The 23,766-nt window shown below is 32.1% G+C and carries 29 protein-coding genes; 22 read left to right on the top strand and 7 right to left on the bottom strand.

Annotation, left to right across the window (positions count from 1 at the left end; translation table 11 throughout):
* Positions 1–150 precede the first annotated feature (150 nt).
* From ACEWK1_RS02170 to ACEWK1_RS02195, 6 genes are all read left to right on the top strand, one after another.
* Positions 151–891: a sugar phosphate nucleotidyltransferase gene (locus ACEWK1_RS02170; protein ID WP_416635535.1), complete on the top strand. Its 741-nt coding sequence runs from the start codon at positions 151–153 to the stop codon at positions 889–891.
* A 21-nt stretch (positions 892–912) separates the two neighbouring features.
* Positions 913–3,066: a glycosyl transferase gene (locus ACEWK1_RS02175; protein ID WP_416635537.1), complete on the top strand. Its 2,154-nt coding sequence runs from the start codon at positions 913–915 to the stop codon at positions 3,064–3,066.
* A 2-nt stretch (positions 3,067–3,068) separates the two neighbouring features.
* Positions 3,069–4,046, top strand: a complete 978-nt coding sequence (locus ACEWK1_RS02180) for an NAD-dependent epimerase/dehydratase family protein (RefSeq protein ID WP_416635539.1) — start codon at positions 3,069–3,071, stop codon at positions 4,044–4,046.
* Positions 4,036–5,106, top strand: a complete 1,071-nt coding sequence (rfbG, locus tag ACEWK1_RS02185) for a CDP-glucose 4,6-dehydratase (RefSeq protein WP_416635541.1) — start codon at positions 4,036–4,038, stop codon at positions 5,104–5,106. Before ACEWK1_RS02180 ends, rfbG begins: the two co-directional genes overlap by 11 nt.
* 444 nt (positions 5,107–5,550) lie before the next feature.
* Positions 5,551–5,679, top strand: coding sequence for a hypothetical protein (locus ACEWK1_RS02190; RefSeq protein WP_257536008.1), 129 nt, complete (start codon positions 5,551–5,553; stop codon positions 5,677–5,679).
* A gap of 215 nt (positions 5,680–5,894) precedes the next feature.
* Positions 5,895–7,214 carry a SpoIID/LytB domain-containing protein gene (locus ACEWK1_RS02195; protein WP_416635544.1) on the top strand — a complete coding sequence of 440 codons (1,320 nt, stop codon included), beginning with the start codon at positions 5,895–5,897 and terminating at the stop codon, positions 7,212–7,214.
* Between the two features lie 84 nt (positions 7,215–7,298).
* Here the strand turns inward: ACEWK1_RS02195 and ACEWK1_RS02200 are convergent, their stop codons facing one another.
* Positions 7,299–7,523 (bottom strand): hypothetical protein, encoded by a 225-nt coding sequence (locus ACEWK1_RS02200; protein ID WP_121662035.1) that lies wholly within the window; start codon positions 7,521–7,523, stop codon positions 7,299–7,301.
* A 273-nt stretch (positions 7,524–7,796) separates the two neighbouring features.
* Here ACEWK1_RS02200 and ACEWK1_RS02205 point away from each other — a divergent pair, with 273 nt between their 5' ends.
* The 4 genes from ACEWK1_RS02205 to ACEWK1_RS02220 all read left to right on the top strand — a co-directional run bounded on the left by ACEWK1_RS02205 (position 7,797) and on the right by ACEWK1_RS02220 (position 10,342).
* Positions 7,797–8,255, top strand: a complete 459-nt coding sequence (locus ACEWK1_RS02205) for a hypothetical protein (protein WP_212138257.1) — start codon at positions 7,797–7,799, stop codon at positions 8,253–8,255.
* 187 nt (positions 8,256–8,442) lie between these two features.
* Positions 8,443–9,111, top strand: a complete 669-nt coding sequence (locus tag ACEWK1_RS02210; RefSeq protein ID WP_416635546.1) for an HAD family hydrolase — start codon at positions 8,443–8,445, stop codon at positions 9,109–9,111.
* A gap of 60 nt (positions 9,112–9,171) precedes the next feature.
* Positions 9,172–9,696, top strand: a complete 525-nt coding sequence (locus tag ACEWK1_RS02215) for a hypothetical protein (protein ID WP_416635548.1) — start codon at positions 9,172–9,174, stop codon at positions 9,694–9,696.
* Positions 9,697–9,733: 37 nt separating this feature from the next.
* Positions 9,734–10,342 carry a transglutaminase-like domain-containing protein gene (locus tag ACEWK1_RS02220; protein ID WP_416635550.1) on the top strand — a complete coding sequence of 203 codons (609 nt, stop codon included), beginning with the start codon at positions 9,734–9,736 and terminating at the stop codon, positions 10,340–10,342.
* A 112-nt stretch (positions 10,343–10,454) separates the two neighbouring features.
* Here the strand turns inward: ACEWK1_RS02220 and ACEWK1_RS02225 are convergent, their stop codons facing one another.
* Entirely contained in the window at positions 10,455–10,943 is a 489-nt protein-coding gene (locus ACEWK1_RS02225; protein ID WP_416635552.1) for a spore coat protein, read from the bottom strand.
* Positions 10,944–11,427: 484 nt separating this feature from the next.
* Between ACEWK1_RS02225 and ACEWK1_RS02230 the strand changes: the two genes are divergently transcribed.
* Positions 11,428–11,907, top strand: coding sequence for a hypothetical protein (locus ACEWK1_RS02230; protein ID WP_416635554.1), 480 nt, complete (start codon positions 11,428–11,430; stop codon positions 11,905–11,907).
* A 132-nt stretch (positions 11,908–12,039) separates the two neighbouring features.
* Here the strand turns inward: ACEWK1_RS02230 and ACEWK1_RS02235 are convergent, their stop codons facing one another.
* Positions 12,040–12,657, bottom strand: a complete 618-nt coding sequence (locus ACEWK1_RS02235; RefSeq protein WP_416635556.1) for a hypothetical protein — start codon at positions 12,655–12,657, stop codon at positions 12,040–12,042.
* A 283-nt stretch (positions 12,658–12,940) separates the two neighbouring features.
* Here ACEWK1_RS02235 and ACEWK1_RS02240 point away from each other — a divergent pair, with 283 nt between their 5' ends.
* A complete protein-coding gene (locus tag ACEWK1_RS02240) occupies positions 12,941–13,291 on the top strand; it encodes a VOC family protein (RefSeq protein ID WP_251394542.1) in 351 nt (116 codons plus the stop codon).
* A gap of 171 nt (positions 13,292–13,462) precedes the next feature.
* Here the strand turns inward: ACEWK1_RS02240 and ACEWK1_RS02245 are convergent, their stop codons facing one another.
* Complete coding sequence (locus ACEWK1_RS02245; RefSeq protein WP_162987355.1) at positions 13,463–13,639, bottom strand: hypothetical protein; 177 nt, start codon at positions 13,637–13,639, stop codon at positions 13,463–13,465.
* Between the two features lie 225 nt (positions 13,640–13,864).
* Positions 13,865–14,818, bottom strand: coding sequence for a hypothetical protein (locus ACEWK1_RS02250; RefSeq protein WP_416635558.1), 954 nt, complete (start codon positions 14,816–14,818; stop codon positions 13,865–13,867).
* A 223-nt stretch (positions 14,819–15,041) separates the two neighbouring features.
* Here ACEWK1_RS02250 and ACEWK1_RS02255 point away from each other — a divergent pair, with 223 nt between their 5' ends.
* From ACEWK1_RS02255 to ACEWK1_RS02275, 5 genes are all read left to right on the top strand, one after another.
* Positions 15,042–16,022, top strand: coding sequence for an NAD(P)-dependent alcohol dehydrogenase (locus ACEWK1_RS02255; RefSeq protein WP_416635560.1), 981 nt, complete (start codon positions 15,042–15,044; stop codon positions 16,020–16,022).
* A 258-nt stretch (positions 16,023–16,280) separates the two neighbouring features.
* Positions 16,281–16,502: a superinfection immunity protein gene (locus ACEWK1_RS02260; protein ID WP_257536006.1), complete on the top strand. Its 222-nt coding sequence runs from the start codon at positions 16,281–16,283 to the stop codon at positions 16,500–16,502.
* 197 nt (positions 16,503–16,699) lie between these two features.
* Positions 16,700–17,149 (top strand): inner membrane protein YiaA, encoded by a 450-nt coding sequence (gene yiaA, locus ACEWK1_RS02265; RefSeq protein ID WP_121664984.1) that lies wholly within the window; start codon positions 16,700–16,702, stop codon positions 17,147–17,149.
* A 46-nt stretch (positions 17,150–17,195) separates the two neighbouring features.
* Complete coding sequence (locus ACEWK1_RS02270) at positions 17,196–17,459, top strand: NAD-dependent epimerase/dehydratase family protein (protein ID WP_416635562.1); 264 nt, start codon at positions 17,196–17,198, stop codon at positions 17,457–17,459.
* A complete protein-coding gene (locus ACEWK1_RS02275; protein WP_232273408.1) occupies positions 17,378–17,719 on the top strand; it encodes an SDR family oxidoreductase in 342 nt (113 codons plus the stop codon). Before ACEWK1_RS02270 ends, ACEWK1_RS02275 begins: the two co-directional genes overlap by 82 nt.
* 327 nt (positions 17,720–18,046) lie before the next feature.
* Here ACEWK1_RS02275 and ACEWK1_RS02280 read toward each other — a convergent pair whose 3' ends face one another.
* Entirely contained in the window at positions 18,047–18,469 is a 423-nt protein-coding gene (locus ACEWK1_RS02280; RefSeq protein WP_121662024.1) for an SRPBCC family protein, read from the bottom strand.
* Positions 18,470–18,718: 249 nt separating this feature from the next.
* Here ACEWK1_RS02280 and ACEWK1_RS02285 point away from each other — a divergent pair, with 249 nt between their 5' ends.
* The gene (locus ACEWK1_RS02285; protein ID WP_251405466.1) at positions 18,719–19,081 is read left to right on the top strand and encodes a VOC family protein; all 363 of its coding nucleotides are present in this window, start codon (positions 18,719–18,721) and stop codon (positions 19,079–19,081) included.
* Positions 19,082–19,466: 385 nt separating this feature from the next.
* Here ACEWK1_RS02285 and ACEWK1_RS02290 read toward each other — a convergent pair whose 3' ends face one another.
* Positions 19,467–19,859 carry a hypothetical protein gene (locus ACEWK1_RS02290; protein WP_416635565.1) on the bottom strand — a complete coding sequence of 131 codons (393 nt, stop codon included), beginning with the start codon at positions 19,857–19,859 and terminating at the stop codon, positions 19,467–19,469.
* 687 nt (positions 19,860–20,546) lie between these two features.
* On the opposite strand from ACEWK1_RS02290, the gene ACEWK1_RS02295 reads away from it, so the two are divergent.
* The 4 genes from ACEWK1_RS02295 to ACEWK1_RS02310 all read left to right on the top strand — a co-directional run bounded on the left by ACEWK1_RS02295 (position 20,547) and on the right by ACEWK1_RS02310 (position 23,633).
* On the top strand, positions 20,547–21,080 hold the full coding sequence (locus ACEWK1_RS02295; RefSeq protein ID WP_416635567.1) for a sigma-70 family RNA polymerase sigma factor: 534 nt from the start codon (positions 20,547–20,549) through the stop codon (positions 21,078–21,080).
* 3 nt (positions 21,081–21,083) lie between these two features.
* Complete coding sequence (locus ACEWK1_RS02300; RefSeq protein ID WP_212138246.1) at positions 21,084–21,491, top strand: PadR family transcriptional regulator; 408 nt, start codon at positions 21,084–21,086, stop codon at positions 21,489–21,491.
* Between the two features lie 6 nt (positions 21,492–21,497).
* Positions 21,498–22,763, top strand: a complete 1,266-nt coding sequence (locus ACEWK1_RS02305; RefSeq protein ID WP_416635569.1) for an FtsW/RodA/SpoVE family cell cycle protein — start codon at positions 21,498–21,500, stop codon at positions 22,761–22,763.
* Between the two features lie 111 nt (positions 22,764–22,874).
* Positions 22,875–23,633: a GNAT family N-acetyltransferase gene (locus tag ACEWK1_RS02310; protein ID WP_416635571.1), complete on the top strand. Its 759-nt coding sequence runs from the start codon at positions 22,875–22,877 to the stop codon at positions 23,631–23,633.
* Positions 23,634–23,766 lie beyond the last annotated feature (133 nt).

A 23,766-nucleotide genomic window follows, 5' to 3' on the forward strand; every position in this document is an offset into this window, starting at 1 on the left:
TTCCTGTTTTCAAATAAATATTGTATGTCAATCACCTACTATTACTAGTTTGTTAGTAGGGTTTTTCTCTCTTTTAGTATATGTACCTCATACAATAAAGTAAAAAACGGAATAGCATATGCAATAAATAGATAGAAAAGGGTGATGATAATGAAAGTTGTTATTTTGTGCGGTGGTAAGGGACTTAGAATGAGAGGATTGGAAGAAAATATACCAAAGGCATTGGCACGAGTGAATGAGAAACCTATTATTTGGCATATTATGAAATTGTATAGTCAATATGGAAATAATGAATTTATCTTGCCACTTGGATATCAAGGGGAAAAAATTAAAGAATATTTTATTGATTACAAGTGGAAGGAAAGTGATTTAGAGCTAGTATTAAACGAGAACAAACCTATTCCACTTACTAATATTGAAGATTGGTCCATAACATTTGCAGATACAGGTTTAGAAACAATGACTGGCGCTAGAATAAAAAATATTGAGAAATATGTTGATGATGATATCTTTTTGCTCACTTATGGGGATGGATTATCAGATATTAATATTGATAAATTGATTCAGTTTCATAAGGAAAAAGGAAAAACAGTGACTCTTACAGGAATAAGAAAACAAAGTCAATACGGAATACTGGAAGTAGAAGATGGGATTGCAACAAAATTTGTGGAAAAACCTGAGATGAACTCAATTATTAATGGTGGGTTCTTCGTATGTAATCGAGACTTTTTTCATTATTTAAGTGATGACCCAGAGTGTGTTCTTGAGGAGGATCCTTTAAAGAATCTGATTAAAGATGAAGAGCTAGCAATCTATGAACATGATGGATTATGGATGTCGATTGATACCCCGAAAGATTTAGTTGAAGCTAATGAAATATGGAAGTCATAGGAAGGAGGGGAAATATTCAAAATGAGTGATTACATTGGGAAATTAGTCAATAATTTCAAGTTATGGTGGAACAACGAAAGTGAAGAAAAGGTAAGTAATGATGTTTCAAGTAACAGTTTCCACCGTTATGACGAACTTGAGGAACCTATGATTCTAACTAGTCATCAAATGAAGGATACATTAGAACATACAAATGACAATATGTATGATCAGTTATCTAAAACAAAAGTGAAGTTAGAAGAACCAAATATAGAAAGTAAACCATATAACTTTTGTGTAATTTCTGGGAAAGAGTATATTTTTAAAGTTCTTGCTTTATATGAATCAATAAAGAATTTTACTAATGAATTTCATTTATTTGTTTGTTGTATCGATGAGGCGACCTATTCGATTTTCAATAAACTATCTCTAGAAAATATGGTTTTAGTTAAAGTGCAAGATTTGGAAGATAACAGACTAAAGAAGGTGAAAAAAACCAGACAAACGAATGAATATTGTTGGACTTTAAAGGCACCGCTAATGGAATATTTGCTAGAAAGCTACAGTTTACCTTCAATTGTATATGTAGATGGAGATTTGTTTTTCTTCTCAAATCCCGAACCTATTTTCAGGGAGTGGGGAGAAAAATCAATTTATTTATGTCCTCAAAGAGATTTAGAGTGGGTTGAGGAAAAATACGGTAAATTTCAAGCTGGTCTAGTAGGATTTAAAAACGATCATTATGGTCGTGAGGCACTTAAGTGGTGGAAGGAAAAATGTATAGAATGGTGCTTTAAAGAATCTTCTAATAATAGATTTGGTGATCAAAAGTATTTAGATGATCTAACAAGGTTTTTTGCTAGAGTTAAAATATCAACGCATTTAGGGATTGATGCAGCACCTTGGAATACAATTTACAATAATAATTATAAACTTACGACAAAAGAAAATAGACTTTATATCGAAAACGATCCATTAATTGTCTTTCATTTTGCATGTCTTTCCATTTACAATTTTACAGAATTTGATTTATGGTCATTAAATACTTTACAAATAGACCGCACGATTATGAATTATGTGTATGTTCCTTATCTAGAAGCGATTCGTAAAAGTATAAACAAAATTGCTCAAATTGATAAGAATATTTTAGAACAGGGATTACAGAAAGAAGACCCATCAAATGCAAAAACTTATTATAAATATTCTAAATTAAGTCGCGAAATAGATCAGTGGGATCATTTTATGAATTTTACAGCGATTATCAGTAAGGAATATATAATAAAAGGGTTGGCATTATATGGGTCAATTCATCAAAAAATGCGAAATTTTCACATGTGGATATTAACAATAGACAATACAACTCACCAAATATTAAGTGATATGAATTTACAGCATGTTTCCCTTATTCGATTAGAAGAGTTAGAAGATGAAAGACTACTTAAAGTGAAAAATGAACGTGCTATAAATGAATATTGTTGGACGTTAAAAGCCCCGTTATGTCAGTATGTTCTAAATAATGTTAAAGAAATAGACCACATTATCTATTGTGATAGTGATATTTATTTCTTTAATAACCCAATGGAATTAATGAATGAATGGGGAAGTTACTCTATTTTCTTAAGTAAACAAAATGGTACAAAGGAATTAGAGAATATTCATGGACAGTACCAAGCAGGATTGATTGGATTTAAACGCGATAATATGTCTTTTATGATTCTTGATTGGTGGAAAGAGAAGTGTATTGATCATTGTTCGAACGAATATAATCCTCAGTATGATAGTTGGGGTGATCAGAAATATTTAGAATCAATACCAAAGCTTTTTTCAAATATCAAAATAATTGATCATGTTGGAATTAATGTTGCTCCTTGGAACTTAGTTATGAAAAATGAACATACTGTTTCTAAAGAGAATGGTACATTAACAATAGACGGAAATCTATTAGTTTCTTATCACTTTGGAAGTATGATCATGATAAATGAAAAAAATTATGATCTTTGGAAACTTGAGAAGTTATTATTTTCTGAAGAAGTCTTAAATTATATCTATATACCTTATATTTATCATTTAATAAATATTAGTGAAAATTTAAGAGATATAGCAGGAATTTATGATCTCAAACCTTTCTACACTCCAGCTTCTACAAACTATACTGCAAAAAATCCACTACATGTAAGTAAATTGCAAGGGGCTTAGTTATGATTCAAAACACACTTGCCAATAAAAAAATACTTGTAACAGGTGGATATGGTTTTATTGGTTCTCACCTTATAAGCAGACTTTACAAAGAATGTGAGGTTGCCGTCTTTACAAGAAAAACCTCAAACCCATGGCGATTAAGAAATGCTTTATCTCAAATCTATCAATTTACAGGTGATATATCTAATTATTCTGATATAGAGAATGCTATTAAGCAATTTCAACCACATGTTATTTTTCATTTCGCTGCATATGGGGTTAACAGTAGGAATGACAACTACCTAGATGCTATTCGAACAAATATAGAAGGAACTGCCAATCTCATTTTTTCAGCACAATACAGTAAAAATCTTGAAAAAATTATTAATCTTGGCTCTAGTTCAGAGTATGGTGAAACTGATGAAGCTATTCATGAGGAAATGATGCTAAAACCAATAGATGTATATGGTAGTACAAAAGCATCAGCCACTTTAATTGCCCATCAGTTAACTACTCAGTTAGGGATAAATATTATTACATTTAGGCCGTTTAATTTGTTTGGAGAATCAGAAGAATCTCATAAGTTATTTAGTTATGTTATTCAACAAATCTTACAGAACAAAGAAGTTTTGTTAACGCCATGCGATCAACTAAGGGATTATTGCTATATTCAAAATATAATTGATGCATTTATACTAGCTGTAGTAAACCCAGAAACTAAGAATGAGATTTTTAATATTGGAAGTGGTCAAGTATACCCAATTAAATATTTTGTTGATACTATTTTTTCTCATATGAATACAAACCTACAACCACAATATGGGGCATTGAAATATAGGGAAAATGAACGAATGACACCACAACCCAATATCTCTAAAGTTAAAAATCTATTAGGTTGGCAACCTAACATATCTTTAGAAGAAGGGATTCTTCGCACAATAAATTGGTATAGACAAAACGAATATGGAATAGGAGGGGGATTGATCAATGACCATTAATTTTGTGGACACATTTAAAGATCGGACAGTTCTTGTGACAGGTCACACAGGCTTTAAGGGTACATGGCTAACGATATGGTTAAACATGCTTGGTGCTAAAGTGATTGGTTATTCCTTAGATCCATTAACAAATCAAGACTTATTTGTTCTATCAGGTATTGAAAATAAGATAACTGATATAAGAGGGGACATTAGAGATCAACATGCAATAGAAAATGTTTTTCAGCAATATCGGCCAGAAATAGTTTTTCATTTAGCGGCGCAACCTTTAGTGAAATATTCGTATAGCCATCCTAAGGAAACGTATGACGTAAATGTAATGGGGACAATGAATATTCTTGAGGCGATTAGAAAAACGGAAGAAACAAAAATAGGTATCTTTATTACAACAGACAAATGTTATGAAAATAAAGAATGGGTATGGGGGTATCGAGAAATTGATCCAGTAGGAGGGTATGATCCATATAGTTCCAGTAAAGCTTGCTGCGAACTATTAGTAGCTTCCTATCGAAATTCATATTTCAATGAGAAGAATTTTAGTGAACATGGAAAGATCATCTCAACAGTTAGGGCAGGCAATGTGATTGGAGGAGGAGATTGGGCAGAAGATCGAATTGTTCCGGACAGTGTACGTGCAATAGAAAAAGGGAAACCGATTTCCATACGATCACCAAAATCAATTCGTCCTTGGCAACATGTGTTAGAACCATTGAGCGGATATCTTTTATTAACATCACAAATTCTTACACATGGCCCGGCTTTTTCTGGGGCTTGGAACTTTGGTCCTGGAGAAGAAGGAAATGTTTCGGTAGAAAATCTTGTAAGCTTATTAGTGGATATTTGGGGAGAAGGAACGTGGGAAATAAATCAACAAGCAGATGTTCATGAAGCAAACCTTTTAAGCTTAGATATAAGTAAAGCAAAACATCAATTAAACTGGTCTCCAAAATGGAACATTCATGAAACTATTGAAAAAACCGTTCATTGGTATAAATCCTATAAAAATTGTGATATATACAATTTATGTACAAATCAAATAGTGGACTATTGTCGAGAGTAAGTTTTTTAACTTTTTAATTTACTATTGCCAATCTAACCTCCATATTTAAAGAACACGAATGTGTCATAATAGCGGGTTCGGTTTTGAAGTGAAAAATTAGTAAAAGCAGTACTGTTTATGACGGTAATTTGCACTTGAATTAACAGATAATTTGATAGGCAAAAAAGCTTGGAACATTGTGTCTCCAAGCCTTTTTTACTTTATCTTGTACTGTATAGTGAAGCATAAACGTAAAAATTCCGTTTAAATTGGAAAATACCAACATTCCCCACAAAATAAAAGGAGTTTTTCCGCTTATATGAACATAATCTTTAGATTTAGTTATAAATATAGAAGTTAAACGGAATATATCCGCTTATTTCGGCTTTTTAAGCACCTACTATATACTTTAAGCGAAATTTTTCCGCCTATTAATTGAAGCAACAAAAGGAAGACTTAAAATCTTTGTTGAAACAAAATATATTAAAGCAAAAAGAAACCATTAGAGCAGTGGCTAACAAGGTGGAAACTACTGTGGAAGATGCGAATGAGCAAGTTCAAGAAACGATTGAGGATGAAGAAAGAGCTGATTAATAAACAAATGGTTATAAATAAGTTAGTTCAAATTTTATTAATTTTTAGTTGAAATAGGACAATTAGAGTGTTAATTGGGCTTCTTTAGGATTCAAAGTGCGTTTTCATAAAACGTGCTTTTTTCGTATTTACATATATCCTATAAATGACGAATGATTTAATAAGTAATTATAAAGACAGAATACGATTACCTGAACATAAGAATACTAAAAGCTATGAAACGTATAATCTTACTGTTGCTATTTGTATTTATATATTCTAATCATGAAAATGTCTATGCGAGTGAACTATTAAAGATAAAGTTAAAAAATTACATAGGAGACAAAGAGGAACTGACAATACAGGTTAAAGGTAGATATACAACAATGAATGGTATTGAAGAGTTTAGAGAAGGAGCTAAATTCATAGTAACTGCAAAAAAAGGTTCTATTTTATTGACAAATCAAAATGAAAAACTAACATTTAAAGATTCCTTAGTATTAATACCAGATCAATATGACCAAGACCATATTATAACAGTGAATGATAAAAAATACCTTGGTGCAATGGAATTTATGATTGAAGATGGTAAATACATCAGACCTATTAATCAAATCCCTATAGAGGATTATTTAAAAGGTGTTGTTCCGTTTGAGGTATATCCATCGTGGAAACTAGATACCTTAAAGGCCCAGGCACTTGCTGCCAGAACGTACACTATGACACATATGGACAAGGAAATGGATGATACCATTCAATTTCAAGTCTATGGAGGGTATGAGTGGTTCGAACGGGCTTCAAAAGCAGTTGAAGAAACAAAAGGTGAAATCATTACATTTGAAAATAAGCCCATCAATGCTTATTATTCGGCAAGTAACGGTGGTGTTACTGAGAACAATAAGAATGTATGGGGAGAAACAGCAAAAGCTTATTTTCCAATAAAGAAAGACCCGTACGATCCTATTCAACCATGGACACTTACTTTACAGAAAGAGCAGCTATTTTTGAAAAATATAGACGCTTCTAAGATGAATTGGTGGGATATGTTAGAAGAAAAAGATCCTTCTATAGCAGAACCCATGAAAAACAGGCTGAAGAAACAAGGGTTTGCAGGGGATTTAAAAATCTTATCCATTTCAAATCTGGATATATTACCAGATTTAAATGAATCAAATCGTGCAAAAAAAGGTTCAATCAAAATAGAATTTTTAAGACGTTTAATCGAAGGAACCATTCTGTATGAAGTTGTTGAACTCAAAGATACGGAAATTGATCGAATAAGGCCTCTAATAGGAGGATCCTCCTTTAAAAGCTACTTAATTGATACATTTGAAGAACATGATCGTTATTATGTGATAAAAGGTAGAGGATTTGGTCATGGTGTAGGAATGAGTCAATGGGGCGCAAGTATAATGGCTGATAAGGGATACACTTATAGAGAGATCATCGATCATTATTATCCAGGAACAACGATTAAAAAAATAGATGATATACAAAAGGACGAGGAGAAAATAGGGGAGACGAGTAAGAGTAGTGAAGGCAATAGTGGAAGCTGATTTGTTCTAAACATAATCAAAGCCAAACTTCTCGGTGTGATCATCGAGAAATTTGGCTTCCTTAGATTGTAATGTATTCACTTCTTATTTTGGTTTCGTGAAAATTTTCCCATTATTTAATTCACACCAATCTTCTAATTCATCATATGAATCCTTATTTCCGTATTTCCCTAAAAAATCTTCTTTAGTTTCGAATACTTCCATTAAATCATTTTCTAGTAATGTGATCATTTGGAAAGGATTAAGATGGAAAACCTTAGAGACGGCTATTAATTCACCTATATGAACAGTGTTAGCGATGTCTTTCATCATTTCATCTCCTTTTTCAGTTAGAGATCTTTCATGTTTTTTACACGTACTTGTCGTTTCATTGTTGGTTAGATTAGAGCTTCCATCAAAGTAATGCAGAGTCGGGAAAAATTCACAAGAAATTAGAATTTTAATAATAGTACCTCACTGGTATTATTTTCAGTTTTTATCATACTATGTGTTCCTTCACTAACTCGAATTTATTCAAGAAGCAAAGTAATTACGAATTATCAATGTATGATCGGGCATACTGATATAAAAAAAGGAATTATGATGATCTTACTATTTACTTCAATAATCATCTTTAATTTTGTAGCATTAAAATTTCACAAAATACCAGTCAAGAGCCGAATTGTAAGTATATGGACTTTTACAATAGCATTTCAGGTTCTATTTGACTTAATCATTGAATTTAAATTTCATGGGTATTGGTATTTTGATAAAGGAATTGAAGTGTTAGGATTCCTTGCTCATACTGTTTTAATTCCCCCAGTTAATGTGCTGCTACTAAGCTTTTACCCATATAACAAGAATCTATTTAAGCAATCTTTTTATATGATCGGCTGTACAGTGGGGATTATGATTTACGAAGCAATAAGCTTACTTCCAGAACCTTGGGGGTTTTTCCATCTAGGTTGGTGGAACATATGGTATGATTTGTTTGTAGTCCCAATTCTTATCTTTATTTTGCTAGGATATTATAAGTGGATTTGTAAGTTAGAAACTGTTTAGCGGAATGAATCGAAGTATTGTTACTCAATGACAATGATCTAAACAAGGAAGTAATTTTATCTATTATTTGGGGTCTTTCGCAAATGAGAGCACTGTTCTATTATTAAGAACAGTGCTTTTTAATGTAACAATGAATGTGATTTTTTGGTAACATAAGATTACTAAGAGAATCAAGAGAGGAGTTAAAATGAATAAATATAAGGTTATTTTATTTGATTTAGACGGCACACTTTCAGACCCCAAGGTAGGAATAACTAAATCCGTTCAATATGCGTTAAATAAAATGAATATTGTAGAGGGAGATGTAGATAAATTAGAGTGTTTTATAGGACCACCATTACATGTTTCTTTTTCTGAATATTACAATTTTAATGAAGTGGATACGCTAAAAGCGATAGAGTTTTATAGGGAGCGTTTTAAAGAGAAGGGTATGTTTGAAAATGAATTATATCCAAATATCCCCTTACTATTAAAATCTTTACGTGAACAAGGTTTTACTTTAGTTGTTGCAACTTCTAAGCCTACTATTTTTGCTGAGCAAATAGTAAAGTACTTCAAACTTGATCAGTTCTTTGAACTTATTGTGGGAAGTAACCTAGATGGAACAAGATCCTCAAAGGCTGAAATTATTCAATACATACTAGAAAAATATAATGAACACGATCTTAATGATTTTGTTATGATTGGTGACAGGAAACACGATATGATAGGAGCGAATCATACTAAAATTGACTCAATAGGGGTTACTTATGGATATGGGTCATTTGAAGAGTTAAGACAGACTAGCCCGACACATATTGTAAAAAGTGTGGAAGAGTTAAAAGATATATTGATAGGAAGTAAAGTGAATAAATAACTTTTACTTATATAGATTTGGTATTTAATAAGGGGCTCTTTACTATGGGAGGACAATTATTTGAAAAAACAAATGTACGTTTTCTTTGGAACAGCCTTACTTGCTATGCTTCTTTTAGTGGGTTGTACTGAGAAGACAGGAACGCAAACCAAAGATACAAACACACAGGCAATTGAAGCTGTATTAAAAAAGAACCTTACTGGTCCCGACGATGAATTAATACGAATAGTTAACAATATCAGCGAGGATAGCATAGAAGCTCAAATTAAATATGAAGAAAACCTCTACAAGGAATATTTTGCAGATGATGCTGCCTTTCAAGAATTTGTTTCCTATTACGGTACGACATTATTGATAGGACCGATTAAAAATAATTACAAATTAAAGGTGAAAAACATTGAATTTGAAAAAACAGAATCTAAAGAGATTATTTATAACTTCAAAGTAGAATTAGAATACAAAAAAGAAGGAAGTGACAAATCAGAGATTGGCATCTTGGATGGGCAAGCCAACTTAAATGAAGAACATAAAATAGAAATAATAAGAATTCGAGTTAAAGAGTTTTGGAGCACATTTGATAAATAATTGTAATGAACATTCGATTTGGTCAGGAGTGATAATAATGAATATGATTTGTGAGTCTGAAAATATAAATGATTACTTACTAGAAATGAATGAAGTGAATTACTCTCATCCAAAAATAAAAGAGAAAGTGAGTGAGCTTTTTCATGAATATCAGTCGGATATTGAAAAAGCAAAAGTTGCTTTTGAATATGTTCGTGATGAAATTTCTCATTCCTGGGATATTCAATCAAAACGAGTTACGTGCTATACTACTGAAGTATTACAATTGAAAGAGGGAATTTGCTATGCAAAATCTCACCTCTTGGCGTCTTTATTGCGTTCACAGGGAATACCTACAGGGTTTTGTTATCAACGGTTGATGTTGTTTGATACTCCTGAAAAAGGGTATTGCATTCACTCTTTAAATGCTATTTTCTTAAAGTCAGTAAATAAGTGGATTAGGATAGATGCTCGTGGGAATAAAGAAGGAGTTAACGCCCAATTTTCAATTGAAGAAGAAAGACTTGCTTTCACAGTTAATGAAGAACTTGGTGAGAAAGATTATCCTATAATTTATAGTAAGCCTCACCCCAAAACATTTATTGTTTTAGAAGAACATACAGATGCACTAGAGATGTACAAACATTACTTACCAGAAAGTTTGTAGGAATTCTCTTAATGCAAATAAAATTAGTTATTTTATCATCAATGTCACAATTTATTGAGTTTGTAATAGAGAGAAAGTGTAGGGAGTGATTCCCTACACTTTTTTCTTATATTTAAAGAATGTCAAGGCTAACGACTAATGATACTAGTATTTGCAACATGGCTTGAATTGAAATTGCAACATCCGTATCTGTTGTTTTTACTTTTATATCTTTAGAATTTTCTATAACAAGATTTTGTTTATTTATTTGTTTGATATCTGCTTCTTGGAGTAATTGTTGGGTGGCTTTTTCTGCACGGTCATTATCTGCGATTGTTAAGTTTACGACTAGAGCAATCGCTGCTTGTATGGCAATCTGTAAAGAGGCAGCTACTTGTGTATCAGTAGAAGTAACCTCTATATCACAAGAATCTCTAACTATAATTTTTTCAGACGAAACTTGTTCTGTTTCATTTACCTGATTACCACCTTGTGTACCGGCTCCATTGTCTTTAAAGAAGTTATCAGAACTTAAATCCAACACCTCTTGGTAAGAATCATTTTTGTTAGTATGACATGAATTTGAGTCTGCTTTTACCCATTCATATGGTATAGCTCGCATGATTCATTCCTCCTTTCGGTGTAGTATAGTAAATGTTTATTTAGACAAATCGTGTAGTATAAATATCTTGATATCTCGGCCCAGTTTTTTTATTTAGTGGTATTAATGGAATTATTGTTTGTGATCTCACTAAGGGGACATGTTAGGTACAAGCTTTTTAGAATAATCGAAAAAACAAGGAATGAACTTCCAAAATTTAGGCAACCTAACATTATCATCTTAGGGAGGATTGTGTATACCAGAACAAGCATCCATCACATCACCTGAATTAGGAACGTTGTGGCTTACATAAAAAGAAAAGACAATGATATTCCGAATGTTAGAGAATTTTATAGAAAAAGCAGATGACGAAAAAGCCAAGGATATTATGACTAATTTGCATGCTGAGCTTGAATTCAATGTTGGATCATGATTAAAAATGGTTGGATGGAAGAGCCACCTCAAATGGAGGATCGTAAAGAAAAGATGAATTGAGTGATAATGGGTGAGCAATTATAAGAAACCTACTAAACATGAGGCACTATTATGGAGTATTGCATTACCAGGGTTTGGTCAGTTCTTAAATAGAAGATACTATAAGGGAAGTATCTTTATCCTTTTGGAATTTCTTGTAAATGTATTCGCTAACTTTAACTTAGCGATTATCTATTCCTTTACAGGAGAAATACAGAAAGCCATTAATGTGACAAATTTTCAATGGCTTATGTTCTATCCTTGTTTATATATGTTTGCCATGTGGGATGCATATAGAGAAGCAGAAGGAGAAACAAATTCATATTCGTATCTTCCCTTCGTATTTGGTACCTTTTTTGTAACAATTGGTTTAATTTATTCAACAAAACTAAAGATAATGGGAGTCCTATTGGGGCCCGTCATCTTACCAATTCTTTTTTTATTACCAGGTCTAACAGTTGGGCTTATCATCTATTATATTCTTTTAACAACTAAAGGTAAGAGAAAATGAACTGGTATAAGTTATCTTCTCCTAAAACTCTGAGACTCCTTTACTACATTGGGAAAAGGGGTCTTACATTTCTTGAATCTCTACACAATCCCTAAGATGGACTTTTGCCTTTTTCAATTATTAAATAAATTGTTAAAATTTTGTATCTGAGCTTATATCAATGACTTTTTTCTGAATAAGATCGACTGCATATCGTCCATTAGTAGAAGAATGACCTGATACTAAGGTAGAATATCTTACAAGTATATAATCATTTATTGTTCCATCATATTCTACAAAGTTGTTTTTATCTTCTATTAATTCGTTTCTTTCACGCAAATATTTTTTGGTAAGAGAAATAGCCTGATGTTGTTCTTCTGTTGTTGCTGTATCTTGGATGGTTTGATCGTCAGTAGTGTTTTCTTCCATTTTTTGATCTTCATTTTTGTTTACATTGATTTCTCCATCAGATATATTTTTCTCAGCCTCATCTTTTACATATGATTCATTGTTTTCATTTTGCATTACAGTGGAATCTTTATTTTCTTCATTTCTTTCCGTATCATCTGTCTTAAAGTGTGTTGAGTTTTCTGTTAATGCTTCGTTGGAATCACTTATTTTTATATTTTTTGTTGACTTTGATTGTAAAGTAGACTCTTGCTCCGTATCTTCTGTATTTACTTCGTTCACCTCGCCAGTACAACCGACGAGCAAAAAAACAAGCAATAAAAGGGCAGTGTGAGCATAATAAATCTTTATTAGTTTCTTCATTTATTTCCATTCCTTTTCAAAAAAGCAGCTTTTGGTAGGCATTTTCTAATTACCATTTTACCATATTATTGAATTTTTAGCAGAAACTTGTGTGAGGAAGAAGTGATGTTAATAGGGTAAAGAATTCAACCTGTAAAAGATTTAAGAATGGTAGGGAGCAGTTCAAATATTGAATTCAACGTATGCATATTCATAAGAAATTTATGATAAAGGTCAAATTAAGTAGAGGAAAAAAGCCTATGATTATTGAAATGATAATAAAGCAATTTATTAGGAGGTTAAAATGAACATCTTTTCAAACAGTATTGGTGGTGTCTTTATTCCGGTTAGTAATATTGAAGCAGCACGTGATTGGTATTGTGATATTTTAGATTTGCCTACAGATGGAGAAATATTCTTTGGACATATTTATGTTCTTCCGTTAAATGGACCAAATATAGTACTAGATAGTAAGATTTATGCTCCAGAAAATAGATATAAGGTTCCAGCTTTTCAATTGCAAACGGATGATATAAATAAGTCATATGAATACTTGAAAGAAAAAAATGTTCAGATCACAACAGAGATCGAGAATGGACATTGGTTCAACTTTAAAGACCTAGATGGGAATATAATAATGGTTTGTAAAAATTAAGAATGCCAGTTTTGCGTTCATTTTCGATCGTCCAATGATCATTTATAAGAGTTTACACAATTTTGTGGTGGGTGATAGGGAGGTGTAAGGAATTTATTTTGTAACAAAAACACACCGAAATAGATAATTAAATCGGTGTGTTTTTGTGAATTCAATTTTTTAACTATAGCATTAATCTTCCTTTTTGCTAATTTCAACAATATCCAGTTTGTTTGAGATTTCTTTAAGAACAACATTCCGTTCTTTTTGGGCTTTTATAAGGCTAATGGCAAACCAAATGGTAAAACCAATAACTCCTATATAAATAATTCCTATAAATAATATCGGTAATAATGCTAAGGCTTCCATTCATATTAACCTCCAATCACATTTACGTTTCACCTTCAGAATATGGAAACAATCCTATAATTATGCATTTTGCTTTCATTCAATGAGTATCCATTAAAGCTGTTTTAGGATGAATGAGAAAGAATTTTATACTTCTATAAAAATGAAATGGATATTTTTAACTATCGAACTGCCGATTACGTCTCGAATCATTGTACCTGACTCACGCACTATTAACCTTTAAATCTACCATAATTTTCTAAAGCGAATTTTCTGCTGATGATACTCGATTTCCAATGAATCATCCGCAATCGAAAGAACCTGTATTTTAATTTTATCCGGATGGTTTACCGGCTCCCAGGAAATATTTTCAGCATCGTCTACATTAAATGTAATGAGCTTTGCTTTCTCGTCATACTCCCAGCTACCATAATAAAATATTCCTTCTTCACCCTTAATTTCTCCCAAATTGGCTAAACCCGTTTCGGAAAAAAGGAATGACATATACTCATCCTCATTTGTATACTCCCATGAACCAGTCACCCGATTGTTAATTACCGTTGGATCTGCATGTTTAACCGATACGTCTGATTGAATTTGTCGCTCTTCTAATATATTAAATTTCCTAATGATTTTTGTGTGTGGCAAATAGTTAATTTTCACTTTATCTCCTATAGAAAACGTCTCATGATGAGATAAAACATAGCTCACATTATTTATTTCAACTAAAGTATATGGAAGTGATTTTCGACCTGAAACCTCATCATAATGTGATACGTAGCCGGTCACAGTTTCTGTTTTGCCGAAGAGATAGGCTGGAAAATCAAGCAGAAAGGAACCTCCAATGGCAAAAGCTCCTATCGGGATTCCTAAAAAGATACAAGCCGCCAGCACCCAAGAGAAAACGTTAAAGAGCTTTTCTTTTACTATGCTTTTCCATTTTTGGTATGCTGACAATTTACGCAGACTTTTTACTTTCTCGTTTCGCTTTCTTTCTTTATAACTATCCATTTTCTTCTTATAGGAAGGATCTGTCCTTAGACGATATTGTTTATACATCCCGTCCCAGACAATTTTCCAAAAAAATATCGCGAGGATTCCAATAGAGCAAACGGAGAAGGTTAGAAAATAGAACAAATAATAAGAAAAAAATGATGTCAATAACCATAATGCAATTAATGCAAAAAGTATGTATAACATTATACTCTCCTTTCTGTCTTTATTATAAAAGAAAAATCGGATGATGGATGATTTTTATAGTAGTTACCCAATAAATATTCCCTTTACCTTATCCAGGATTAAAGAGAATGATATGTATTAAGTTTCAGATTTAGTTCAGAACAGTTATAGTTATTGGATTATGGTCTAATTATTCGTAATAATCGTATCTTATTAAAGAATAAAACGAATATGAGGTGAGTTGATGAAAGCGATTGTGTATAGTAGGTACGGTCCCCCAGATGTCCTTGAAGTGAAACAGGTAAAAAAACCTATTCCAAAAGATAATGAAATTTTAGTGAAAGTAAAAGCCACAACTGTAACGGTTGCAGATATTCGGTCACGGAGTTTTACTGTTCCACCTGCTTTTTGGCTACCTGCACGGATAACGCTTGGTTTGAGACAACCCAAAAAAGAGATATTAGGAATGGAGTTAGCAGGAGAAGTTGAATTGATTGGTAGAAATGTTAAAAAATTTAAGAAAGGAGATCAAGTTTTTGCAGCTACCTTAACTGATTTTGGTGCTTATGCAGAATACAAATGTTTAAAGGAAGATGGACCTGTAGCTATAAAGCCGTCCAATATATCCTTTGGAGAAGCTGCTGCTATTCCTATTGGAGCTCGAACAGCACTGTATTTTCTTAGGAAAGCAGGTATAAAGAGTGGTCATGATGTCTTAGTCTATGGTGCTTCAGGTAGTGTAGGAAGCTATGCAGTTCAGATTGCGAAATATCTCGGAGCAAACGTTACAGGGGTATGCAGTACCAGTAATTTGGAGTTAGTAAAATCTTTGGGAGCTGATAAAGTCATTGATTATACCGCAGAGGATTTTGCTAATATAGACGAAACATATGATGTCATCTTTGAAGCTGTAAACAAGAGCTCTTTTTCAGTCTGTATTAAATTGTTAAAGAAAAACGGTACCTACATAAATGTCACTGATCCGCTACCGAATGCTCAAATGCTATGGACTAAAATGACTACCAACAAGAAACTATTGCTGAGCCGTAATTCACCGGAATCTTCAGAAGCATTAAACTTCCTTAAGGAACTTGTAGAAATGGGGAAATTAAAAGTACTTGTTGACAGATATTATTCGTTTGATGAGATTGTGGAAGCTCATAGATATGTAGAGAAAGGTCACAAAAAAGGAAATGTGGTTATAAATGTGGAAGATAATAACTAAGATTTACCAAAGTTTATGAAAACCTATAATAAGGGGCTTCATAAAACTCATACTCATAAAGTTTTTCTATCTCCATAGTAAGTGAGTGTTTTTATCTAGGTTAATAGTATGATGTCTTTTATATTTAGTTATAATTAACTATATTATTTCCAATTCATTTATTTATAATACTAATGTATGCAGAATGCATAATTATGACAAGGGTATTAATTATTCACTATATAAGAGGAACTAATTGCATGAGGGAGAGTTTACTTTTTGGAATTCATAAACATTTTACCTTTAATTTTAATAGGTTCTATTTATTTTATCCCAAGTTTCATAGCCAGTAAGAAAAACAAGTATAACAAAACACTCATTTATTTTATAAATATCTTCTTAGGCTGGAGTTTGTTTGGTTGGCTAGCTGCTTTATACTTAGCATTAAAAAAAGATCAACGTGATCATTTTTCAGAACATAATAAAGGTCTTCGTATGTAAAAGGAGTTATTTAATAATAGCAGGAAGCCTTTGAAAAAGTTTTTGACTCTGGATACGAGTATGATATGAATTGTTTATTCATTCCTCGTGTCAATTTGAGTTTAGTATCTATAACTCTAAAATATATTTATTTAAGTGGGCTATAGTATTTATAAAAGTATACGGGAGGGGTTACATTGTTAAACAATAAAGAAGGAATGCTAGAAAAAAATGAACCGGAGGAACATAAAATCGAAATAAAAAGAGTGGAGGGTGAGCCAACTGCTGCTTTCAAGGGGGCTTCTTGGTCAGCATTATTAATTGGTGTAACGGCTTATTTGATTGGCCTATTCAATGCAACAATGCAATTGAATGAAAAAGGGTATTATTTTGCCATTTTAGTATTTGGATTATATGCAGCAATATCCTTGCAAAAGGCAGTAAGAGATAAAGATGAAGGAATACCTGTTACTAACATTTATTATGGTATTAGTTGGTTAGCATTGGTTATTGCAATATCGTTAATCGCAATTGGACTATACAATGCTACTAGTATCACACTTAGTGAAAAGGGTTTTTATGCTATGGCCTTTGCACTTTCTTTGTTTGCTGCGATTACCGTACAAAAAAATATTAGAGATACACAACGAGCAAGAGAGAGGGAATAATAAGTGCTTACATGATTGAGTATTTTTAAGAGTAGGAGTGTTGTAGTTGAGGATACTTGTTACTGGTTCAACAGGTCATCTTGGTTCTGCTTTACTTAATCAATTAAAAGGTTCCGATTATAAAGTTAAAATAACTTCTAGAAAAAAGCCTAAAGGAAATGAGCATTTCGAGTGGATTTATAGCGATTTATTTTCAGGTGAAGGCTTAGAAGAAGCAGTAAAAGAGATGTGGATGTTATTATTCACTCAGCTACAAGTCCGAATAAGCATACAAAGGTTGTTGAGGTTTCAGGTTTTAATGAGTTATTAAGAAGAGCAAAACACATAAAACATTTTATTTATCCTTCAATTGTTGGGATAGATGAAATACCATTAAACTATTATAAACATAAACTTGAAGCAGAAACTTTGCTGCAAAATAGCTCGATCCCACATACGATTGTACGTTCTACTCAGTTTCACCATTTCATTGATGATTTATTTCTATCAAGATCTGTTCTTAAAAGATATATTGTTCCAGGTAACATTAAATGTCAAAGCGTGGATGTAAATGAATTTGCAATCATCTAATAGGTATAGTCGATAAAGGTCCTCAAGGTAAAATAGAGGATTTCGGTGGTCCTGATCTTGTAACATTAAAAGAAATGGCTGACTTAAAAATCAAAATAAATAACGAGAATAAGAAGGTGTTAAGCATATCTTTTCCAGGAAAACTTTTTAAGGCTTTTTCTGATGGGGAGAATACCAATTCTCTTCGGAAAATGGGCAAATTTACATTCGAGGATTATCTTAGAAGTAAAATTAAATGAGAAAATGGAGGTGTCTGTAGATCTATATTAATAACAGATACCCCACCTATAATTTTGAAGGATTAAAAGGGTTGAATAGAGATTTATTTTATTTGTTTGTTTCTACATATTTTTTAAAATTATTTAAGATCGCTTGCCATCCTTGCTGTTGTACCTCAATGGAATGACTAGTTTCTGCATCAAAAGTTTCAATTATTTCAGTTTCACCTGCTCTGTCCTTAAAAGAGATTCTTACTTTTCTGCCATCCTCCATTGTATAAGCGATTACCTCATGTAATTTTATTTCATCATAAACTCCACCAAAATCAAAGCCAAAGCTACCATCTTTTGCTTCCATTCTTGAAGTGAATTTTCCACCTTCTCTTAAATCGTTTTCAGCAAAAGGAGAGTGCCATTCATCTGAAGCAAAGTTCCATTTTGTAATATGTATTGGATCTGTCCAAAACGTCCACACCTTTTCAACGGGCGCTTGAACGTTTGTTTCTACTGTAATTTCCTGTTGTATTGTCATTTTATCTACCTCCTTTTAGGGTGTGATCGCAAGTGTTTTTATACACAAACCTTTTTTATTATAAGTTATTTTAAAAAGAAAATCTATTCTGAAAATTCCTTAGTTACAGGAATATTTATTATTTTATAAGAATGAATGAATATGATATTTTTCCTTCAATAACGAGTAACAAAAAAAGAGGTATCTCCTTTAAAATATGGAAATTAATTTATATTAATTAAAATATTTTTAGAGAAAGAAGGAATTGCAATGCCTAGAGTAATTGGATTTGAATTAAATAGTCAAGAACCTGAAAAAGCAGCTGACTTTTATTCTAACGTTTTTGGCTGGGAAGTTGCAGACCCTCAATGGGATTATTGGAGTATGACAACAGGAAATAATGATGTACCTGGAATTAATGGCGGAATTGCGAGGGGACCCAATGATTTTCCTCATGGAACTCGAATACAAATTGAAGTAGATTCAATAGACGATGCAATAATGAAAGCTAAAAACAATGGCGCTGTCATTGTAAGGGATAAAATGGAATTTGATCACTTTTATCTAGCCTACTTGATAGACCCTGTTGGACTGAGTTTTGGTCTAATACAGCAAAAAAGCGATAGTGTATAAACCGAAGTGAACTTTCGATGGTAAGATTCCATTATTTAAATAGGTAATACTTAATTATAGGTTTAATTTTAGACAAATTAGCGTAATCTAAATAGGACTAAAAATAAAAAAGGATAAGATTAAAGATACTGAAGAAGAATGAATGGAACAGGACTAGATTGATGATGACTAAAATATTATTGAAAACAATCACAACGGAAAAATGTTAGGTTGAGAGTTTTCAAACTCAGGGGACAACCTTTATCATTCAAGTACCATTATAAATAAGATTTAATTTTTATCAGATAAAAGCACCAATCCCAGAAGGTGGGATTGGTGCTTCTTTCCGTTTAAGATGTAGAAATAGATGAATTTAACTTAGAGGCAGGGGCATGTAAGAACAAATTTATAGATATAACTGAATGCTTTTGTTTTTTTCTTTAATCGTCACACTTATTTCTTCCCAAGCTTTTTGAAATGGATAATAGGGGAAAGCACATTTTAGCTTTTTGTTTAGAGTGATTTGAATTACTTTTTCGCCATTTATTTTTCCATATTCGCACTTTTCGATATCATGAATGGATATTTTATATCGATTCCATCCAAAAATGGTAAGAATTAAATGATCTTCTACTAGTATTAACTTTTGACTTTTAATTGCCCAATATAAAAGAAAACAAATAATAAGATAGATGAAACTTGTTTTCGTGAAGAAATAAAAATTTCCTTGTGTTAACTCACCTCTTAAATAAAAGGTAAGTATTCCTACTGAAAAGGTAAGAATGTAGATCCATAACATAAATTTTATTATTCCGTGTGTATGTGCTTTATAATAGAATTTTTGATTTGAGTTCATATCCTTATTTTTACCTGATTTTTATAAAGATATACAAAATTACATACGAAGATGCAAACGACAACTCTAAAACAAAAAAGCTCTTAAGAATTAACAATTGTGTCAAAAAAACAGGGTGTAGGTTCATGCTTTTAGTCATCAGATATTATGTATCATTCTATTGATTACATTAGAAATCTCACTAATTTCATCATAACTTTTTGTACAATCGGTTTCCAAATTAGTTATTTCAAAACGGTTCGATTTTTCATTAAATTTAATGAGGTGATTTTGAATTCGATGTGTAATTTCACATTCTTTATATTTTCTGAGTGTTTCTAACATAGTTATGATCTGCTCATCATTCACTAGTGTTCCCCTCACTTTCTTTATGTCTGAAGGAAATAGTAAAAAATACTTATTAAATAATACGATAACATGGTAAGGTTTGTGGGGAGTTTTAGAAATTTTTGGATAGAATTTGTTAAAAAACACAAGTTCTGAATGATGTAGCATAAAGAATGTTTTTAGATTATCAAGTGAGATTCTATCATTATAAATAGGCAATGGAGAATGTTTTAGATAAAATTCTCAATAATACAAACTTTTTTAAGGTGGTCTTCGTCTAAGATGTAAGTAGGGGGGACAGATGTGCAGGAAATAATAGTAGAAAGTACTCAAAATGAGAATGTAGACGAAGTGATTGATGAGATGATGAAAAGGTACGGCCAGGAAATATTACAACTCGTCTATTCTTATGTAAACAATAAAGCAGTAGCTGAGGACCTAACACAGGAGATTTTTATTAAATGTTATAAGGCTTATCCAACATTTAATAAAAAATCAAAGCTAAGAACTTGGATATGGAGAATTGCCATTAATCATTGTAAAGATTACCTGAAAAGTTGGTACAACAAAAACGTAATTGTTGCAGAAGAGAAATCAATAGAAACGTCGAGCAATAGAGAAACAATTGAGCAAACACTGATACAAAAAGACGAAGATCATAGACTCGTATCTGCAGTGATGAACCTGCCAATTAAATATCGAGAAGTGATTTATCTCTATTATTACGAAGAGTTATTGATTAAAGAAATTGCCTTATTAATAGAAATAAAGGAAAGCACTGTAAAAACACGTCTCAAAAGAGCCAAGGAACTATTAAAAGACAGTTTGGAGGAATAAAAAATGGAAGATCGTTTAAAAGGGCTTCGAAAGTCAATGGAGAAAACGGCGTTTAAACAGTTGGAATTTACAGAAAAACATCAACATAATGTTCGAAATAAAATGAAGAAACTAAATAGTAGTGATGATGAAGTGTTCTTAGCTGTTATGCAGCTTCTTGTTCATGAAAAAACGGGATATGATCTATTAAAGCACATACGAGGACGAGGTATCCTTAAATTTGAGGACAATGAAGGATTTATTTATACTCTGCTGCATCGTTTAGAACATAATAATTGTTTAATAACTAGATGGGATGACTCAGAAGGAAAACATTATCAACTGAATAATAAGGGTAGAAAACTGTTACAAAAGGCTGAAAAAAACAGCGTAAAAAAAATTGTTGTGTTAAGAGAATTATTAGAGGGGTGAGGGAATTTGAAAAATAAAAAACATATCTTCTTAAGTGAAGTCACCACTCATATTAAATCAAAGGAAGCAAGAGAATATGTTACCAAAGAGCTAGATTTTCATTTAACACAAGGGAAGAAAGGATGGATGGAAAAGGGAATAGATGAATCAGAAGCTGAAGAAATGGCCATTGAACAGATGGGAAGTCCGATTGAACTTGGTAGACAATTTAATAAAATTCATCGACCGAGAGTAGATTGGTTGAGTATTATTTTGTTAGTAACAACTTTATGTTTAGGTTTTTTACCATTATTTCCACTAGGTTATATGGACGAAGGACATTTTATTACATATAAGATCGTCTTTACTTTTCTTGGAAGTTTAATAGCTATAGGTCTAATGCTATTTGATTATAAAAAGTTAATCAAGCTAGGATGGTTCTTCTATACACTAGGTATTTTGATGCTTTTCTCAATGTTGACCTTCACAAACACCACTATTGGTGGGCTTCCTGTTTTAAGAATTGGACCTATTACACTAGAAAGCTTGATGGCAGTACCATTTTTTTTCTTTGCATGGGCTTCATTTTTTCATAATAGAAAGTTAAAGGTGTGGCATTTTTCCTTATTATTTTTTGTTTCTACCTATTTGTTTCTTATTGCAAATAGTATAGCTACAACCTTCATATACATTGTCATGGTCATCTCTATGCTAGGATGGAGTAAATTTAATCGAAAAACAATCTACATTATTTGGGGAGGTATGATTAGTTTTTTATTTATAATAGCAGGATTATCCTGGAGATATATGCCTTTATATCTAAAAGATCGGATATTGGGATTTTTAAACCCTGAAAAATATGCAACAGGTGCTGGTTATCCTTATTTATATGCAAAAGAGTTCATTTATAATGCAGGCTGGTTTGGAAACTCAACAGGAAGTGAGTTTATTCCTCAGGCTCATACAGATTTTGTTTTTGTTACCTTTACTTATTATTACGGCTGGATGTTTGCCATGATCCTTGTCATTATTCTCTCACTATTCGTAGCAAGGATTGTCGTGGTTTTTCATCAAATAAATGATTCATATGGCAAACTTCTTCTTGTAGGGGCGGTAACACTTTATGCAGTGCAGTTGTTTTGTAATATCGGAATGGTATTTGGGATATTCCCTATGACTTCAATGTCCCTGCCGTTTATTAGCTACGGATTCATGCCAACTCTGTTTAATGCTGTTTTAATAGGAATTGTATTAAGCGTATATCGTCGTAAAAGCATGGTCACAAGTAGTTAGAGTTGAAGATTTATCAACGAGATTTGACTTAATTTTCTGCATGAGATGTAACGAGCTGTATTGGTTGGTGTAAAATAGAGGAAAGAACTCAAAATTAGGAGAAAAAACTCAATGGAAAAAGTATCATTTGAAGATATTTATACGCTTGGAAAAATAGTGGCTGAAAATGATTTATATAGACACTTTCATTATCCTGAGATGTTAGTTAGGTATGATAGTAATTTTATAGAGTTTAAGAAATTACCAACATTACCTGAATTTAAACCAGTTGAAAAGTACCTAAGAGAATATCATCAGAATAACGGTCAAAAGCATGTTAAGTTTTATTTTCCTGCTAATCAAAAACCAACAACAGAACTTAATGCTTACCTGACGGATGAAGGCTATGAGATTGGGTTTATAGAATTATTTGCTATTCTACCAAAAGACTTCCCAGCATTAACGAATAATCCTGATATACAAATTGAAGCAGTGACAGAAAAAAACGTAGAATTATATCTTGCTCTCCAGTATAAGCATGATTTAGAGTATGGAAGTGAGTTTGCAAAACAAAAAAAAGACCTTATTAAGCGTCAATTTAAAGAACCCCATATTCTGCAGGTCTTGGCGTATTATAAAGGAAATCCAGCAGGCTATGTTGATATCATTATCTCAAGTGAAACGGCAGAAATAGATAACCTAGCTGTTGAAGAAGAATTCCGAAACAAAGGAATAGCAAGTAGACTACAAAAATTTGTAATGGAAAGATTTCCCGAAAAGACGGTAATTTTAATAGCAGATGGAGAAGACACTCCGAGAGAAATGTACAAAAAACAAAATTATCAGTATTGTGGATTTAAATATGAAGCTCAAAAAGTATACCAAGATTAGTTTTAAATCATGACATAAATGTTTAGGGAGCATTAATCTGAATTCAGGGATTAACGAGCCATACACACAGAAAAGAGTAGTATCTATGAAAATACTACTCTTTTTCATATTAATTGTCAGGATCATTTAAATA

The sequence above is a fragment of the Metabacillus sp. YM-086 genome, from assembly GCF_048059995.1.
Lineage (GTDB): Bacteria > Bacillota > Bacilli > Bacillales > Bacillaceae > Metabacillus > Metabacillus litoralis_B.